The sequence below is a fragment of the Sphingomonas sp. SFZ2018-12 genome, assembly GCF_022496715.1.
GTDB lineage: Bacteria > Pseudomonadota > Alphaproteobacteria > Sphingomonadales > Sphingomonadaceae > Sphingomonas.
The window spans coordinates 165,894-183,153 of the sequence record NZ_WTFM01000001.1 but is presented as its reverse complement, the minus strand read 5'-3'; the positions used below and the strand labels follow the sequence as shown (position 1 = coordinate 183,153).

Genomic DNA, 17,260 nt, shown 5'->3' with positions numbered 1-17,260 from the left:
CCCTAAGCGCGTGGCGGCGTTAGCAGGTGCACCATTGTATCGACAAGCACGGATGGTCCCGGCTCACCGCACCGGACGGATCAGGCCACCGTCATGCCGACCGACGTCAGTGCCGCTTCCGCCGCATTCGGCGTGATCGCGCCGAAGGACCACTCGCCCGGCTGGACGGGCACGCCGGCGACGTCGACGACCTCGCGGCCCCCACCATGATGGATGGTGAGCTGCGTCCCGCTGACCGTCGCATAAGCCCCCGACCCGTAGCCTTCGAGCCGGATGCGATCCCCGCGCGCGAAGTCCATGATCCGATCGCCGTTCGCTTCGCCCGCGCGAAACACGAAGACGTCGTTGCCCGTGCCGCCGTAGAGCATGTCCGCGCCGCGGCCGCCGTTGAGGACATCGTCGCCGCCCTCGCCACGCAGCACGTTGTTGCCGCGATTGCCGATCAGGATATTGGCGAGCGCATTGCCCCGCGCGCTCGTCGGTGCGCTGCCGTTGAGCACCAGATTCTCGAGCGCCGACCCCAGCGTGTAATCGACCGCGCTGACGACCGTATCCGTCCCGCCCTTGCCCGCATTGATCCATTCGACCACGGTATCGCCCGCGTGGTTGACCACGAACACGTCGTTGCCGTCACCGCCGGACATGGTATCCACGCCCGACCCGCCGTCGAGCAGATCATTGCCCCAGCCGCCGTCGAGATAGTCGTCGCCGCCAAAGCCGCGCAGCGTGTCGTTCCCGGCATTGCCAGAAAGCCGGTTGGCCGCATCGTTGCCGCCAAGCACGTTGTCGAGGCTGTTGCCATAACCGTCGATGGCCGACGCGCCGTCGAGCTTCAGGTTCTCAAGTCCGGCACCCAGGGTGTAGGACACCGTGCTCTTGACCAGGTCGACCCCGCCCAGGTCGGGGCTGACCACGTCGCCGGCGTGATCGACGGCGAAAACATCATCGCCCGTCGTCGCAAGCATGAAGTCGGCCCGCGGCCCCCGGCTGGCCTCAACGGCATCCGACGCGGGTGCCGGCCCCACGGTGACGGGGCCGGCATAGGATTGGGCACCGAAAACGTCCTGAAACACCTTGGCCGCGTCCGGATAGCTGCCGTCGGTGAGGCTGCCGCTGAACGCGAGGTCGGAGTTCCAATAGTTCTGGTACAGAAAGCCATGGTCCTTGAACCATTGCGCCGCCAGCGCGATGAACGGCCCGGCAGTGTCGCTATTGACGCCCCATTCCGACGCGGCGGTCGGCTTGCCATGCGCGCGGGCGAAATCCTGTTGCCACTGCAGGCCGAACGGCTGGCTGACGAAGTAATTCCAGGCTTCGACCGGGTCCTTTGGATCCCACCGAATGTCATAGTAAAAGTCGAAGCCGATCACGTCGACATAGTCGTCGCCCGGATAGAAGCGCTCGGTATTGACCCCGGTGTTGATATTGGGTGCCCATTCGAACACGAACTTGTCAGAAACCGAGCGGAAGGCGTCGACGAAGTTGCGGAACGCGCCGACATACTGATCTTCCTGACCGATCGCCGACCACGGGTTCCAGCCCGTCGTGTTCATCTCCCATCCGACGCGGATGTAGATCTGGGCGTCCCCGGCGGATTTTTCGACGAACTGGCGCGCGAGCGCGACATATTTGTCGTCATAGGCACCCGCCGCGGCCTGGGCGAGCGACGCCCCCCACGGGATCAGGCCGATCGACCACATCTTGTCGGCGGCGACGTTCGCGACCTGATCGGCGATCCATGCCGGCGAGCTCAGCCAGTCGTCCCAGCTGGCGACACCGCCGTGCAGCTGGATCGCGTCGAGTTTGCGGCCGAGAAACTGTTCGGCCACGGCGACATCGGCCGAATTGTTGTTGATGTAGACCGAGGTTCGCGGGCCCGTATCGATCACGGTCGCAACGTTATCGACCAGCGGTTTCGAGACGACATCCACCGGTGCCTTGATCAGCGTCGAGAGGTCCGGTGCGGCGACGGGGGTCGCGGCGGCATCGACCAGCGACCAGTCGGAGGACTTGAGCGGCGCACCATCGACGGTGATCCGGTCCTCGCCGCCGGCATGGCGCACGGTCAGGACGTTGCCGCTGACGCTGACCGTCGCACCACGGCCATAGCCTTCGAGACTCAGGCGGTCGCCCGCCGCGAAATCGGTCACCCGATCCCCATTCGCCTCACCGGGCCGGAAGACGAAGATGTCGTTGCCGGCACCGCCCGCCAGTCGGTCGACGCCCGCGCCGCCGTCGAGCCGGTCATTGCCGTCACCACCGGACAAGGTGTCGTTGCCCGCACCACCCAACAGGGCATCATCGCCGGCCAGGCCGTTCAGGACATTCGCCCCATCATTGCCGCGCATGGCGTTGTCGAGCGCGTTGCCCGTCCCCGACAGCGACGCCGTGCCCGTCAGCGCCAGATTTTCGACGTTGCTGCCCAGCGTGTAGGTCACCGCGCTGATCACCGTGTCGATCCCGGACGCCGCGGCACTGCTTTCAACCACTACGTCCGCGCGATCATCGACCACATAGACATCGTTGCCGTCACCCCCGGTGAGCGTGTCCTGCCCCGTCCCGCCGTCGAGCGTATCGTCGCCCGCGTCGCCGTTCAGGACGTCATTTCCTTCCGCTCCCTGAAGCTGGTCGTTGCCGCCGCCACCGGACAGGCGGTTGGCACCCAGGCCGCCGACGATGACGTTCGCTGCGGCATTGCCGGTGCCGTTGATCGCGCCGGTACCGGCCAGCGTCAGATTTTCGACATGTGCGCCGAGCGTGTAGCTGATCGTGCTGAGGACGGTGTCATTGCCTTCCCCCGCGCCCTCGATCACCTGGTCCCAGCTGTTGTCGACGACGTAAACGTCATCGCCGCCGCCGCCGCTCATCACGTCGGCGCCCCAGCCGCCGCTGAGATAGTCGCGGCCGGCCCCACCGACGAGGGTGTCGTTGCCGCTGCCGGCAAGCAGGATCGCGGCGTGCGGCGAAACCAGGCGATCGGCGCCGTCGGTGCCGTCGACGACGCGGTCGACGCCGAAGCTGCGCGCCAGTTCACCGACGCTGTCGAAACCCGCCCCGACCGCACCGATCGAACTGCGAACCGCATCGCCGTTCCCGAAGGACAAGCCGCCCGTGACGTCGGCGGTCGCAAAGCTGACCTGGCCGCCGGTCAGGCTGGTCCGGACCAGCGCATCACCCTGATGGACCATCGTCGCATAATCGGTGCCGCGCGATGCGGCCTGGGTGTCGAGCGTCACGTCACGCAGGGTCGTCGAGAACCGGGTGTCGCTGCCCCCGCCAAGCCAGAGCAGGACCGGATAGGCGTTGGGGCCGGCCGCATAGCCCAGATGCACATTGTCCAGCGTGACCCGGCTCGGAATCTGGCCCGACGTGCCGCCCAGAAATATGCCCTGATAGTTGGTGGTCCCGACGAAATCCGAAATCGTCAGGGCACCGATCCCGCCATAGGCCTGGAAGATGTCGCCATGAACGCCCGCATGCGTACCCGATACGTCGAGGACCATCGACCGTTCGATGGTCACGTCCGGACGGAACGGGCCGCCATCAACCGCAATGCCGTCGCGCGCCGACGCATCGCCGAGGTCGATCCGGGTACCGATCACATTGACCGAATTTGAGACGGTCTTGAACAGCAGTGTGGCGGAAGAACTTTCAGCGACGGGTTGAAAGTTCGCACCGATCAGCCGAACATCATATCCACCCTCGACATGCAACCGCTCCAGCGTACGACCATCATCCTGAAAGAATGTCACATCATGCGATGAACTGAACCGAAAATAGGTTTTCGATTCAACAGCAGAAAGCTCGACGATCTGAGCTACACTACTATGGATTTTGGTCGCAGCTTGAATGTTGACTGCCTGCAAGGCAGCCATGGATGTCGCGATTGCCATGAAAAACTCCCCAGCGAGCACAACCCCTGCTCACTGGCCCGGTCATTGCCCCGTGCCCGTTAAATTGCGTGTAAATGCAATGGTGAACGGCCCATAAACCTGCAGTAGATCGACAATTATCCAAGTCATTGCACAAACGCCGGGCGGTGTTTTTTTCGCGTCGTCATGCGTCGCCTCGGCACGCTGTCCTACAGCGCGCCAAATGGATATGGAACATATCATGAACAATCAGGAGATGTCGGATGAATGCACCACCCCCGCTTCGGGTCGAGGCGCCCGCCGGGTACATCACGGCGCAGCTTGCTGCGTTTGCGAACATTGACGGCGACGGCGTTCATGTGAGCGGCACAAATCCCCTGCCCGTCGCGGGCAGGACCAGTGCAGCCACGTCGACGCCGCTGACCGGATCGGCGAGCGCGAGCGGCACGACGCCGTCGTTCGACCCGGAGCTGGGCCGCCCGATCTGGGTCACGCTGACCGGCACCTGGACCGGCACGGTGCGGGTGGTGCGATCGACCGATGGTGGCGCGACCTGGTCGCCATTGACGGTCGCCGGCGGCAGCTGGGGCCAGTTCACCGCCAATTGCAACGAGCCGGTGACTGAGGAAGGGGACGCGGCAGCGACCTATGCGCTGTCGATGACGCTGTCGTCCGGCACCGTCAGCTATCGGGTGGCACAATGAGCCTCGACGTCGTGGCGCGCGGCCTGGCCGTAGCCCGCACCCGGGGGGTGCCGTCGATCCCGGAGAGCGCCCCCTGGCTGTTTGCGGCGTCGGGGCTGGAGGCGAACCAGCATCTGTCGATCTACACGACCAATTCGTCCCACGAATACGGCGCGTCGATCAAGAACGCCTGGTCGCCCGACTACCCCGTCACCGGATATCGCTTCTATTTCAGCAACTGGGTGCTGAGGGGCAACGCCGGATCGTTGACCCAGGAGGTCGACGGCAACCAGCCGGTCGTGATCGAGGGAGCGGCGATCATCACGGGCGGGGTGCGACGGCAATTGAGCTTTTCGGGTCAGCCCGGAACCACCCTGGCACCCGGTGCGGGGGTCTGGAGCGATCCCATCGACCTGCTCGTGCCGCCGCGATCGCGCATCGGCATCGTCACCGCGTGGCGCGCCGTGGTGGGATCGGCTGCGATGATCGGCAGCTTTTTCCCCGTCACCGCCAATGGCGATGCGTGGTCGGTCGCCAGCACGTCGCGCGCATCATTCCTGACGGGCGGCACCATCCCCAACAATGCGCCGTCGAACCTTTATGCCTATGGCCCGAACGCCGCCGTAGCGCAGGGCGGCGACGGGCGCGACGTGGTGCTGGTGCTGGGCGACAGCATCGCGTTCGGGACGGGCGAAGCAAGCAACACCGCCGATGCGCGCAACAATCGCGGCTGGGTCGCGCGCTGGCTGGACAGCACCGAAGGCGGCGCGCGGCGCATCGCCTATGGCAAGCTGGCCGCGCCATCGGCCGCATGTCGCCAGAACACGCTGGCGTCGCATTTCACGCGGCGCGGCGAGATGATGGCGGGGCTGCCCAACCTGCCCTTCACGCGCATCATCAACCAGATGGGGCTGAACGATGCGACCGGATCGCTCAACACCTGGCGCGACCGCATCACGGTGAGCAACAACCTGGCCAAGGCAATCTGGCCGGTGCCCCTGCTGCAGCTGGGCTTCACGCCCTACACGACGACGGACACGAGCCAGTTCACCACCGCCGCCGGGCAGGCGTTCGTCACGTCGCACGACTGGCCGAGCGGGTTCACCCAGCAGGTGCAGAACGCGCTGGCGGGCCTGCCCGCCGGGGTCGATGCGTTCGAGTTCATCGGGCACCTGTTCGACGGGCGCGAGACGCTGGGCGCGGCGGCGGAAGGCAAGTGGCGCGCGGATTTCTCGACGATCAACACGACGCTGCAGGCGGCGACGCTGGCGGGTGCCACGTCGATCACGGTGCGCGGGCCGATCCCGGTCGGCGCGGCGATCGCCATCAACGCGGGCCAGGCGGGCGCGGCGGTGACGACGGTCACGGCGGTGAGCGGGGTCGGCAACGTCACCTGCACCGTGTTCCCGGCGATCACCGGGGCGATGGCATCGGGCGTGCCGGTGCGCGGGGTGGCGGTGAATGACGGGTTGCACCCGTCGAGCGAGCTGGCGGCATGGGTCGCGGCGCGCGCGGCGGCGAGAAAGGCAGGGCTGTTCGGGCGGGATTAAGCGCGCGCGGCAAGTGCGCCCATGTTACATCCGCGCAACGCCTTCGGGGCGGTGGGACGCAAGGGACCACCGCCCCTTGGTTGCCAGTAACACGCCGGAATGGCGGAAGCTTATCCCGCGTTCGGGAGCACCGCGAGCAGCGCGCTGCCGATCAGCAGCCAAAGCATCAGCGACAGGGGCAACGCCACCGCCATGGCGCGAGCGAGATTTCCACTCACTCTGTAGCTCGCGTGTGCACGCACGGACTCTCTCCTGAGAAAAGTCATTACGATTATGTGTCAAATATAGACGGTCCGCGCACAATTGATAGTCCCAACTGCGCCATAAATAGGTCACAGTCGGGACGGAGCCCGCCCTGTCGGCGGGCACATGGTCAAATGTCGGAAAGCGGCGTCGTCGCCGCAGGCGATCAGTAGCTGCCGCGGCTCATGACAACAGCGGGGATCGTCTTCGCGATGATCGCGACATTGAACGAAAAGGAAAAGCGGCGGGCATAAACGACGTCGCATGCCACGCGGCGGCGATAGGTGGTGTCGTTGCGCCCGCTGACCTGCCAAAGCCCGGTCAGGCCGGGGCGAACCGCCGCATAGTGCGCGAAATAGCGGCCATAGCGCTCGCGCTCGGCCGCGATGATCGGCCGCGGCCCGACGATGCTCATCTCGCCACGGATCACGTTCCAGAGCTGGGGCAGTTCGTCGATGCTCGTCTTGCGGATGAAGCTCCCGACCTTGGTGATCCGCGGGTCGTTGCGCAGCTTGCAGTCGCGCATCCACTCTTCACGGGCGACCGGATCGGTTTCCAGAATGTGGCGGAGACGCTCCTGCGAGTCTGTCACCATGCTGCGAAACTTGAGACAGCCGAACTCGCGGCCATCGCGGCCAAGCCGACGATGCGCGAAAATCACCGGCCCGCGATCGGACAGGTAGATCGCCAGCATGACCAGGAGCAGCAACGGTGCCAGGAAGATCAAGGCCGCCATCGCCAGCGTGACGTCCGCCGCCCGGACGAGGGCAGAGGTAAGACCTGCGGCCGACTCGGAACCGGTCGACTTTCCAGACGCTCGATTGGCTGATTGGGTGGCCGAAATCGCTACGTCCATGAAAGCTCCCTTTCTTTATGGCGCGCCTGGCTCACGGTCGCGTTGAGTCATTCAAGTTAATCGAGCGTTACTTAAGGGTTTTGCGCGTGCAACACAATCGCTGCAATGCAACATAATTCCGAAGCCGTGCCGGCCGAGCCTTGAGATGCCGGGCAACGGAAACTGACGCGTTCGGAAGGTCGATCCCCTTTTGAAGTTCCCTAGCGTGCGAGTCAGGGCAGGAAATGACGCAATTGCGAAGGCGCCGCAACCGCGGCAGACAGGATTTGTCGGTTGAACGGCCTGATAATGCGACGGCCCGACGGACGCGCTTGTCCCGTTCAAGGACAAGGTGCCTGCGACCCCGTACAGGCGTAGCGAGAACGGCCGAATAAGTGGTAGAGGCACGCGCGACCGTCACCGATGGCTTGAGCGGCAGGTGCCTGCTATCGACCCGACCTTGCCAAATGGCGACACGAGGCTGACTTACCACCCGATGTTTTACGCGCTCCTCACCCTCGCCATCCTGGGATCACAGATCGGCGCTGCGGCAGTCGGCAGCCCGGCCGTGACGCAAGCCGCGCCTGCACCCGCGCCTGCAACGCCGTCTGGTGCACCGCAAAATTTGCCGCGCGCCCAGACGTCCGATTCGCCGCAGAGTTCAGGGTTCCTGTCCGCCGGCCAGTTGGTCGACCGATGCCGCGAGCCGGCGCAGACCAGCGCATCCTATTGCTTTGCCTATATCGCTGCAGTGCACGACATGGCGCGGGCGTACGAAGTGTGGCTGGAGCAGCGTGAATTCTGCATCCCGCCCGCGACGACGCAGGCGGAATTGCGCAACATCTTTCTCGCCTATGCGGCGCGAAACGAACAGATCCGCGCTGGCCAGGCGGCTTCGGCGATCCTCGTCGCGCTGAAGACCGCCTATCCATGCGTGCCCGTCACGCCATCACCGCCGGTCGTCGCGCAACCGGCACCGGCATCGCGATGACGATCGTGCAGCCCGGAATCGACCTTGCCCCCCACGATGGCGGGCGCGACGCAGCCGCGATCCGGTCGCCGCGCCCCTTGCCCGCGATCGACATCGCGGCGCATCGTCGCCGGCGGAACCGGCGCAACCTCATTCTGGCCGTTGCGCTCGCCGCCTTGCTTATTTTCGCGGCGGCCGATGTCTATTTCGTCATGCGCGCGCTGGAATCGTCGGCCCTGCCCAGGCAGCGCCCCGGTACCGTGATCGACGTGCCGCCGATCGCGCCCGTCGCGCCGCCGTCCGATCCCGCCGCGCTGCGCAAGCTGACGGTCGAGGAAGCGTTGGACGAGAATGCCCGCATCCCGTTCGCCAAGGGCCCGAACCCGTCCGCCCCGGCGCTCGTCGTCGCGTCGGGGAGCCCGGATTGGGACCGGTCGGTCGGATGCCTGACCGCGGCGATCTATTACGAGGCGGGGAACGAGCCGCTGGGCGGGCAGCAGGCGGTCGCGCAGGTCGTGCTGAACCGGGTGCGGCACCCAACCTATCCCTCGACCGTCTGCGGCGTCGTCTATGAGGGCGCGAATCGTCCGACCGGTTGCCAGTTCACCTTCACCTGTGACGGATCGACCGCGCGGGCGCCGGATCCGCGCCGATGGGAACAGGCGCGCTTCGTTGCCGAATCGGCGCTGCGTGGCCAGGTCTACGCCCCGGTCGGTCTGGCGACGCATTATCATGCCGATTATGTCGTGCCCTATTGGGCGTCATCGCTCGCCAAGACGATCCGCATCGGTCGGCACATCTTCTATCGCTGGAACGGCTTTTGGGGCACTCCGACGGCCTTTACCCAGCGTTATGCGGGCGGCGAACCGATGATCGGCGTCATGCCCGACAGCGCGATGTCCGCGGCCGCGCCCGTTGAGACCCCGGAAACGCCGACGGTGGCGACGATCGCGGACCGGCCGATCCTGGCCTATCGCGACGCCGCATCGCGCGCGGCCGGGCCGGTCGACGCTGCGGCGGTGGCGACGGACGGCCCCGCCCCCGGCGCAGCGGGAACGAGCGCTGCCGCTGCCGCCGCGCCCGGGCCACCCGCGGTGCGCAAGCCTGCGGGCAGGCGCTTCGTCATCGGCATGAATGAGGCCGCACGCGACGAACGCGCGGACCGTACGGCGGAGTCCACCGCGCCGGCACCCTGACCCGGACGCACCCGGAGCAGCGCGCAATCGTCAGGCGGCGACGCGGGCAGCGACCAGCGGCTGCCACCAGTCCTCGTGGCCGAGATACCAGGCAAGGGTTTCGGCAAAGCCCTGCGCAAAGTCACGCGCGGGGGCATATCCGAGTTCCGACCTGATCTTGGTTTCGTCGATCGCATAGCGGCGGTCATGGCCCTTGCGATCCTCGACATACCGCTTGAGCTCGGCGGTTGCGCGACCCTGGGCGGCGGGGGCGCCGGGAAAGCGCCGCGCGAGCGACGGATCCGCCGCGAACGCCGCGTCGATGCCGCGACAGATTTCCTCGACGACCGTCAGATTGGGCAGCTCCTGGCCGCCACCGACATTGTAGGTCTCGCCGATCCGGCCGTGCTTCAGGATCAGCTCGATCCCGCGACAATGATCCTCGACGTGCAGCCAGTCGCGCACGTTCATCCCGTCGCCATAGATCGGCAGCGCGCGGCCGGCGAGCGCATTGAGCGTGAACAGCGGAATGAGCTTTTCGGGAAACTGGAACGGGCCGTAATTGTTCGAACAGTTGCTGGTCGTCGTCTCCAGCCCGTAGGTGTGGTGATAGGCGCGGACCAGATGGTCGCTGCCCGCCTTCGACGCCGAATAGGGCGAGTTGGGCGCATAGGGCGTCGTTTCGCTGAACGCCGCGTCATCGGGCCCGAGCGAGCCATAGACCTCGTCGGTGGAGACGTGATGGAAGCGGTGCGGTCGCCCGGTGCCGGTGTCGAGCCACGCCGCCTTGGCCGCCTTGAGCAGGCTATGCGTCCCCACGACATTGGTGGTGACGAACGCATCCGGGCCGGTGATCGACCGGTCGACATGGCTTTCGGCGGCAAAATGCACGATCGTGTCGATGGCATGATCGGCGATCAGGCGACCGACCAGTTCGGTGTCGCAGATGTCGCCCCGGACCAGCTCGACCCCGTCGAGCCCGGCGATGTTCGCGGGATTGCCGGCATAGGTCAGCGCATCGAGCACCACGATCGTGTCCGCCGGCGACACCCGCCGCCAGTGGTGGACGAAGTTCGCCCCGATGAAACCGGCGCCCCCCGTCACGATCAGATTGGCCATTGTTCGGATCCTTTACTGCCGTCCTGCGATCGAAACCGCTGCTTTACGGACGGCGACGGCGGGAAACAATGCGCTTCGACGGCGGTGCGCAAGCGCGGCCTCAGTCGAATGCGGCGATGTCGGCAAAGCGCTGCCCGGCGCGGTCCTTGGCCGAAATCTGCGGCGCGATATCGCCCAGCGGCCAGTCGATCGCGATGTCCGGATCGTCCCAGGCGAGCGAATGCTCGTGCGCGGCATCGTAATAGCCGGTGCATTTGTAGAGGAAATCGGTGTCGTCGGCGAGGCTGAGAAAGCCGTGCGCAAAGCCCGGCGGGACCCAGAACATGCGCTTGTTCGCCGCCGACAGCTCGACGCCGACCCAGCGGCCATAGGTGGGCGAGCTGCGCCGCAGATCGACCGCCACGTCCCAGACGCAACCGTTGACGACACGAACCAGCTTGCCCTGCGGATTGGGGTTCTGAAAGTGCAGGCCGCGCAGCACGCCGCGCGCCGATCGGCTGTGATTGTCCTGCACGAAGTCGAGATCGAGACCGAGTTCAGCAAAGCTGCGCGCGTTCCAGCTTTCCATGAAGAAGCCGCGATCGTCGCCGAACACCTTCGGCTCGAGGATCACCAGCCCCTCGATCTCGGTGTCGATCCGCTTCATGCGCGCGCGGCCTTGCCCTGCAACAGGCCCATCAGATATTCGCCATAGCCGCTCTTGCGCAGCGGCGCGGCGACCCGCTCGAGCTGGGCATCGTCGATGAAGCCCTGGCGCCAGGCGATCTCCTCCGGACAGCAGATTTTCAGGCCCTGGCGTTCTTCGGTGATCCGCACATAGAGCGCGGCGTCGATCAACGATGCATGCGTCCCCGTGTCGAGCCACGCATAGCCGCGCCCCATGATCTCGACCGCCAGCTTGCCCGCATCGAGATACAGCCGGTTGAGGTCGGTGATCTCCAGCTCGCCGCGTGGCGATGGCTTCAGGTCACGGGCTAGCGCGACCGCGTCGCCGTCGTAGAAATAAAGGCCGGTGACCGCATAGTTCGACTTGGGAACCGCGGGTTTTTCCTCGATCGTCTCGGCTCGGCCATCGGCGTCGAAGGACACGACGCCATAGGCTCGCGCGTCGCTGACATAATAGCCGAACACGGTCGCCCCGTCGGTACGTGCCTGCGCCCGCGCCAGCAGTTCGCTGAAACCATGGCCGTAGAAGATGTTGTCGCCCAGCACGAGCGCGGAGGGTGCGTCGCCGACGAAATCGGCGCCGATATGATAGGCCTGGGCCAGCCCCGCGGGTTCGGGCTGCACCGCATAGTCGATCGCCATGCCCAGATCCGCGCCGTCGCCCAGCACGGCGCGGAACGCCGCCTGATCCTGGGGCGTGGTGATGACCAGCACCTCGCGGATCCCCGCCAGCATCAGCGTCGACAGCGGATAATAGATCATCGGCTTGTCGTAGACCGGCATCAGCTGCTTCGAGACGCCGCGGGTCAGGGGATAGAGGCGCGTGCCCGAACCCCCGGCGAGTATGATCCCCTTGCGCACCTTCATCCTTCCCGTTCGATCGCGCCCGATCAGCCCGGGCCGCGCGCAGTCGCCATCGCCTCTACGCAGTCGGGTGGCGCAGGGCAATGCGGCCGCGCTGGCCCCGCCGACATCGCCGGTTGATCTGGCGCGCCGCGAATGCCAAGCCGCCGCCGGTACGGGAAAGGGCGACTATGGACGGCGCATCGACGGCCACGCGCGAGATTCTGGTGACAGGCGGGTCGGGGCAGGTCGGCACCGAACTGCAACGCCTGGCCATGCCGCCGGGGTGGCGGATCGTCGCCCCGCCGCGCGGCGAACTCGACCTGGCCGATCCGCGATCGATCGCTGCCGCGGTGCGGGCGCGCCCGTGGGCGGCAATCATCAACGCGGGGGCCTATACCGCGGTCGATCAGGCCGAAAGCGATGTCGTCGCCGCGTGGCAGGTGAACGCGATGGCCCCTGCGGCGCTCGCCGCCGCCGCAACTGAGGCCGGGGGCATCCCGATCGTTCACGTCTCGACCGATTATGTCTTTCCCGGCGATCGCGCCGTCGCGTGGGAGGTCGACGATCCGGTCGCGCCGCTCGGCGTCTATGGCGCATCGAAGCTGGCGGGCGAGCTGGCGATCGGGACGGCGCAACCGCGCCATGCGATCGTGCGCACCGCCTGGGTGGTCAGCGCGCACGGCCGCAATTTCGTCAAGACCATGTTGCGGCTCGCCGCCGACCGCGACGTGCTGCGCGTCGTCGCCGACCAGCACGGTTCGCTGACCGCCGCCGCCGACCTCGCCGCCGCGCTCGCCGCTGTCGCCATCCGGATGGCGCAGGATGACGGCGCACCGGCCGGCATCTTTCATTTCGCCAATCAGGGGCCGACCACGTGGCATGGGGTCGCCGAAGCGGTGCTGAAGGAATCGGCCGCGCGCGGCGGACCGTCGGCACAGGTTCTGCCGATTTCCAGCGCGGAGTATCCCACGCCCGCGCGACGGCCCGCCAATTCGCTGTTGTCGACCGCGCGGATCACGCGGGACTACGGCATCGCGCCCCGCCCGTGGCAAATTGCGCTGAACGAAATCCTCGACGAATTGCTGGCAGCACCTGGGCCTGCCACGGCGTGAGTTTCGACCGTCCGCGCGATTTCCATCGTCACCCCGGCACTAGGCCGGGGTGACAGGAACGAACCGTGGCGCGTTCTGAACCAGCCGCTCAGTGCTGGTACGCCTTGGGCAGCGCGCCTTCCTTGGGATCGAGATAGCGGTCGCGCAGGCGCAACTGGCGGTTGCCCAGCGGCTGTTCGACCCCGTCGATGAAAACCGCGGTCGGCGTCGCGCCGATTTCCAGCGGATCGGCGTCCCAGATCACGACATCGCCGCGCCGCCCCGGGCGCAGCGAGCCCAATTCGCCGCCCATGCCCATGATCTCCGCGGGCTTCGAACTGATCGTCGCGAACGCCTGGCCCCAGTCGAGCCCGGTCGCACCGGGGACGCGGGTCAGCGCGACGAGGTTGCCGGCGAACTGCTTCACATGCCGTGCCTGGCGCGCTTCATTGTCGTCGACATTGCCGATGGCGACCGTGACCCCTGCCGCGACCATCCGCCCGACATTGGACTGGGTCGCGCCCAGCTGGTCGAAATCGGCGGGCAGATCGGCGAGCGCGTTGGCGATCACCGGCACGCCGGCAGCCGCGATCTCGCGCGCGACCATCCAGCCTTCGACCGCACCGACCAGCACGATGTCGAGCGCGGGCATCTCGCGCTTCAGGCCGAGCACGACCTGAATGTCGAGCGCGCGATCGACCTTGATCAGCAGCTTCTGCTGACCGTTCACCACCGGCACGAGCGCGGCGGCGTCGGCGCGGGTCAGCAGCGCGTCCTTGCCGCGATCGTTGAAGCTCGCGGGATTGCGCGCATAGTCGCGCGCCTCGAACAACGCGTTCCGGAACATCGCGATCGCCGCCGGGCGGCTGCCGCCCGCGGTACGCGCGCCCGCCACGCCATATTCCATGAACTGGAACAGCCTGGCGCGCGTGATCGGGCTGGTGTCGTTGCCCAGATCGATCATCGCGCCCTGTCCGCCAAAGATCGACGCCCCGGTGTCGGGCACGATCACCGCGCGGGTAATGCCTTCGCTGCGGTTGAGCGTGATCGCCTGCCCGCGCCAGTTGACCGCCGGGGCGATGTCCAGACTGGCGTTGAACACCGAATCGGCGGCGGCGCTGTCGTCGGTTTCGCGCACGCCGTCGACATCGACCAGCCCGACCCGCGAAAAACCCGCGACGATGCCCGGCGATACCCACCGGCCACCTGCGTCGATGACGCGCATCCCCGCCGGCGCGGCGACACCGGCACCCGCCGCGACGACCCGGCCGTCGCGGATCACGACGGTGCCGCCTTCGATCGGGGCGGAGCCGTCGCCGACGACCAGTTTGGCGTTGGTGATCGCGACCGTCTGTGCGGCCGCGGGGAACGCAGCAAGGGCCAGCGCACTGCCGGCCAAGCGCATGAGGGTGGTTCGCATCGTCACTTCACATCCCCCTCGCCCGGCTGGCCCAGTTCGAAATCGGACACCGGCCGCATCTTTGGATTATTCGCGTCAAACATCAGCGCGCCGTCGATCCACACCCGTTCCGGCCGGGTGTAGATGCTGAACGGATCGCCGTTCCACAGCACGATGTCGGCCATCTTGCCGGGCCGCAGGCTGCCGGTCATCTGGTCGACGCCCAGCGCGCGCGCCGCATTGATGCCGACCCAGGTCCAGGCGCGTTCCTTGCTGATCGCGATGCCGGCGCGTTCGGCCGACTTCACCACTTTGGCGATTTCCTGGTTGAGGCGCTGAATGCCGTTCGCGTCGTCCGAATGGATCATCGCGCACGCGCCTTCCTTGTCGAGGATCGCCAGATTCTCGCCGATCGCATCGTAGGATTCCATCTTGAAGCCCCACCAGTCGGCCCACACCGCCGAGCACGCCTCATTGGCCTTCAGCAGGTCGGCGATCTTGTAGCTTTCGACCGCGTGATGGAACGCGCGCACCTTGTAGCCAAACTCCTTGGCCATATCCATGACGACGGCCATTTCGTCAGCGCGATAGCAGTGGTTGTGGACCAGGATTTCGCCATCAAGCACGCCGCGCAGCGTATCCATCTGGATGTCGCGGCTGGGCGCGTCGCCGCCCTCCTCCTCATATTTATCCCACTTGCGGTCATATTCCTGCGCCTTGGCCCAGGTCTGGCGATCGACCGCGACATTGCCCATGCGCGTCGACGGAATACGGCCCTTGGCGCCATAGACGCGCTTCGGGTTCTCGCCGCACGCCATTTTCAGGCCATAGGGGGCGCCGGGGAACTTCATCCCCTGCATCGTGCGGGCATAGACGTTCTTGAGCGTGACCGAGCGCCCGCCGAACAGATTGGCCGATCCGGGCAGGATCTGGAGCGTCGTCACCCCGCCATTGGCGAGCGCGCGGGAGAAACCCGGGTCCTGCGGCCAGACGCTGTGTTCGGCCCAGACCTCCGCCGTCACCGGACCGGTCGCCTCGTTGCCGTCGGAATGCGCCTGCACCGCCGGGGTCGGATAGTCGCCCAGATGGCTGTGCACATCGATGATGCCCGGCGTTACCCATTTGCCCCGGCCGTCGATGACCGTTGCGCCCTCCGGCGCGGCGATCTGCTGGCCCAGCGCGACCACCTTGCCGTCGCGGAACAGGACCGCGCCATTGTCGATCCGCGCGCCCTCGCCATCCAGGATGGTCACGTTGGTGATCAGGGTCGGCACGCCGGGATAGACGCGATAGGTCGACGGGAACGGATTGTGGTCGAACCCCTTGCCTTTTCCGGGTGCGGGCTTCGACGATTTGGGCGCGGCCGATGCCGACTTCGCTTCCCCGCCCTGCGCGGCGCACGCGGCGAGCATGGTCGCCCCCGCCAGCAGCATGATGTTGCGTTTCACCGCTTTTCTCCTCCCCCTTCAAACACCGTTGCCTGGCAGGATCGCGACGGTCGCGCGCTGCCACACGGCCCCGATAGGTAGGATCGAAACGCGGCTCGTGTAAATCGACAACTTGCCGCGCGCGGCCGTCGGCAGGGCCCACCCGCACGCGCTGACCACCACGCTCCGAGGCGAAAGCCCCAATCTGGCGCAAGAACCGTGCAGCCGGGCCGGTGATTTCACTTGCAGCCAGACCCGTAACGAGCGACAATGATAATTGACATCGAATATGTCCAAAAATTTGGACAGTCATCGCCGAAAATCGGATGTGGCGATGGGTTCGCGTTTCGATCCGACAGTCGGATCGCGAAAGCAGGATGCGGTCAATGCAGACGGACGGACATGATTGCGCCGACACGCTCGCCGCCGGGTGCGCATGAGGATGCGCGACTCTGCCGCATCCGCCGTGTTCGACATCGGCATGACCGCTTTCGATCGTGCGCGCCACGTCGAACCGCTCAACACCAAGATCGTCCGGCATCACAACGGGGTCAGCGTGCTGCTCGACGACGGCAGCGCCCAGCAGGCGAGCCAGGATCTGGAGGCACGCGCCAATGAGATGGTGGCGCTGCTGATCTGGCGCACGAGCATCAGCCTCGACGCCGCGGTGGCCGATGAAGCATTGCGCGGCGCGCGCGGCCCCGGCGCGTTTGCCATCATTCCGGCCAGCAACCCGTCATGGTGGGCGCTGCGCGACCAGGCGACCGACGACAATCTGCATATCCAGCTCGAACGCTCGCTGATCGCCGAAATCTGCCTGCGCGACGGCATGGAGCATGTGCCGAGCTTTGACAGCATGATCGGCTTTGCCCATCCGCTGATCGCCCAGCTCGGCGAATATGCGATCGAGCTGCTCGACCGCGAACAGCCGCCTTCGCGGCTCGCCTGGGATGCACTGATCACCGTGCTCGTGCTGGCGCTGGCGCGCATCGCCAACGAGCGCGGCGAGCCCATGCCGCGCACCATCGTGCGGAAGGGCGGGCTGGCCGGCTGGCAGATCCGGCGCACCACCGAATATATCCATGAGCGGCTGAACGAGACGATCGCGCTCAACGAACTCGCGGCGATCGCCGGCCTGTCGCCCTTTCATTTCGCGCGTGCGTTCAAGCAGTCGGTGGGCGATCCGCCACACCGCTACCAGATCCGGCGGAGACTGGAAAAAGCCTGCGAGATGCTGGTGGAAACCGACCTGCCGGTCATCGAGATTGCGACGGCGGTCGGCTACGAGACGCCACAGACGCTGTCGCGGCTGTTCCGGCGCGAATTCGGCATCTCGCCCAGCTTTTATCGCCGCGAATCGTCGCGCTGAGCGCGTTTGCGGTCT

At 66.4% G+C, this 17,260-nt stretch carries 14 protein-coding genes; 6 read left to right on the top strand and 8 right to left on the bottom strand.

The window, feature by feature from the left end; all coding sequences use genetic code 11:
- Window positions 1-80 precede the first annotated feature (80 nt).
- Window positions 81-3,752: a glycosyl hydrolase gene (locus GO308_RS00910; protein ID WP_240883544.1), complete on the bottom strand. Its 3,672-nt coding sequence runs from the start codon at window positions 3,750-3,752 to the stop codon at window positions 81-83.
- A 383-nt stretch (window positions 3,753-4,135) separates the two neighbouring features.
- Here GO308_RS00910 and GO308_RS00905 point away from each other — a divergent pair, with 383 nt between their 5' ends.
- Both GO308_RS00905 and GO308_RS00900 read left to right on the top strand, forming a co-directional pair.
- Window positions 4,136-4,576 carry a hypothetical protein gene (locus tag GO308_RS00905; RefSeq protein ID WP_066480292.1) on the top strand — a complete coding sequence of 147 codons (441 nt, stop codon included), beginning with the start codon at window positions 4,136-4,138 and terminating at the stop codon, window positions 4,574-4,576.
- The gene (locus tag GO308_RS00900) at window positions 4,573-6,105 is read left to right on the top strand and encodes a hypothetical protein (protein ID WP_240883543.1); all 1,533 of its coding nucleotides are present in this window, start codon (window positions 4,573-4,575) and stop codon (window positions 6,103-6,105) included. Before GO308_RS00905 ends, GO308_RS00900 begins: the two co-directional genes overlap by 4 nt.
- A 110-nt stretch (window positions 6,106-6,215) precedes the next feature.
- Here the strand turns inward: GO308_RS00900 and GO308_RS18575 are convergent, their stop codons facing one another.
- Window positions 6,216-6,347 (bottom strand): hypothetical protein, encoded by a 132-nt coding sequence (locus tag GO308_RS18575; RefSeq protein WP_276616308.1) that lies wholly within the window; start codon window positions 6,345-6,347, stop codon window positions 6,216-6,218.
- 167 nt (window positions 6,348-6,514) lie between these two features.
- Window positions 6,515-7,192, bottom strand: a complete 678-nt coding sequence (locus GO308_RS00895) for a sugar transferase (RefSeq protein ID WP_346769053.1) — start codon at window positions 7,190-7,192, stop codon at window positions 6,515-6,517.
- Window positions 7,193-7,679: 487 nt separating this feature from the next.
- Between GO308_RS00895 and GO308_RS00890 the strand changes: the two genes are divergently transcribed.
- Window positions 7,680-8,174 carry a Rap1a/Tai family immunity protein gene (locus GO308_RS00890; protein ID WP_240883542.1) on the top strand — a complete coding sequence of 165 codons (495 nt, stop codon included), beginning with the start codon at window positions 7,680-7,682 and terminating at the stop codon, window positions 8,172-8,174.
- Window positions 8,114-9,349 (top strand): cell wall hydrolase, encoded by a 1,236-nt coding sequence (locus tag GO308_RS00885; RefSeq protein WP_066480289.1) that lies wholly within the window; start codon window positions 8,114-8,116, stop codon window positions 9,347-9,349. Before GO308_RS00890 ends, GO308_RS00885 begins: the two co-directional genes overlap by 61 nt.
- A gap of 30 nt (window positions 9,350-9,379) precedes the next feature.
- Here GO308_RS00885 and rfbB read toward each other — a convergent pair whose 3' ends face one another.
- The 3 genes from rfbB to rfbA all read right to left on the bottom strand — a co-directional run bounded on the left by rfbB (window position 9,380) and on the right by rfbA (window position 11,974).
- Window positions 9,380-10,447 (bottom strand): dTDP-glucose 4,6-dehydratase, encoded by a 1,068-nt coding sequence (gene rfbB, locus GO308_RS00880; protein WP_066546523.1) that lies wholly within the window; start codon window positions 10,445-10,447, stop codon window positions 9,380-9,382.
- Between the two features lie 100 nt (window positions 10,448-10,547).
- Window positions 10,548-11,093: a dTDP-4-dehydrorhamnose 3,5-epimerase gene (gene rfbC, locus GO308_RS00875; RefSeq protein ID WP_066480286.1), complete on the bottom strand. Its 546-nt coding sequence runs from the start codon at window positions 11,091-11,093 to the stop codon at window positions 10,548-10,550.
- Window positions 11,090-11,974 carry a glucose-1-phosphate thymidylyltransferase RfbA gene (rfbA, locus tag GO308_RS00870; RefSeq protein ID WP_066480583.1) on the bottom strand — a complete coding sequence of 295 codons (885 nt, stop codon included), beginning with the start codon at window positions 11,972-11,974 and terminating at the stop codon, window positions 11,090-11,092. Before rfbA ends, rfbC begins: the two co-directional genes overlap by 4 nt.
- A gap of 173 nt (window positions 11,975-12,147) precedes the next feature.
- Here rfbA and rfbD point away from each other — a divergent pair, with 173 nt between their 5' ends.
- Window positions 12,148-13,071, top strand: a complete 924-nt coding sequence (rfbD, locus tag GO308_RS00865) for a dTDP-4-dehydrorhamnose reductase (RefSeq protein WP_240883541.1) — start codon at window positions 12,148-12,150, stop codon at window positions 13,069-13,071.
- Window positions 13,072-13,159: 88 nt separating this feature from the next.
- Here rfbD and GO308_RS00860 read toward each other — a convergent pair whose 3' ends face one another.
- On the bottom strand, window positions 13,160-14,470 hold the full coding sequence (locus tag GO308_RS00860) for an amidohydrolase family protein (protein ID WP_240885181.1): 1,311 nt from the start codon (window positions 14,468-14,470) through the stop codon (window positions 13,160-13,162).
- 2 nt (window positions 14,471-14,472) lie between these two features.
- Window positions 14,473-15,897, bottom strand: coding sequence for an amidohydrolase (locus GO308_RS00855; protein WP_240883540.1), 1,425 nt, complete (start codon window positions 15,895-15,897; stop codon window positions 14,473-14,475).
- Window positions 15,898-16,318: 421 nt separating this feature from the next.
- Between GO308_RS00855 and GO308_RS00850 the strand changes: the two genes are divergently transcribed.
- Window positions 16,319-17,245, top strand: a complete 927-nt coding sequence (locus tag GO308_RS00850; protein ID WP_066670421.1) for an AraC family transcriptional regulator — start codon at window positions 16,319-16,321, stop codon at window positions 17,243-17,245.
- Window positions 17,246-17,260: the final 15 nt, after the last annotated feature.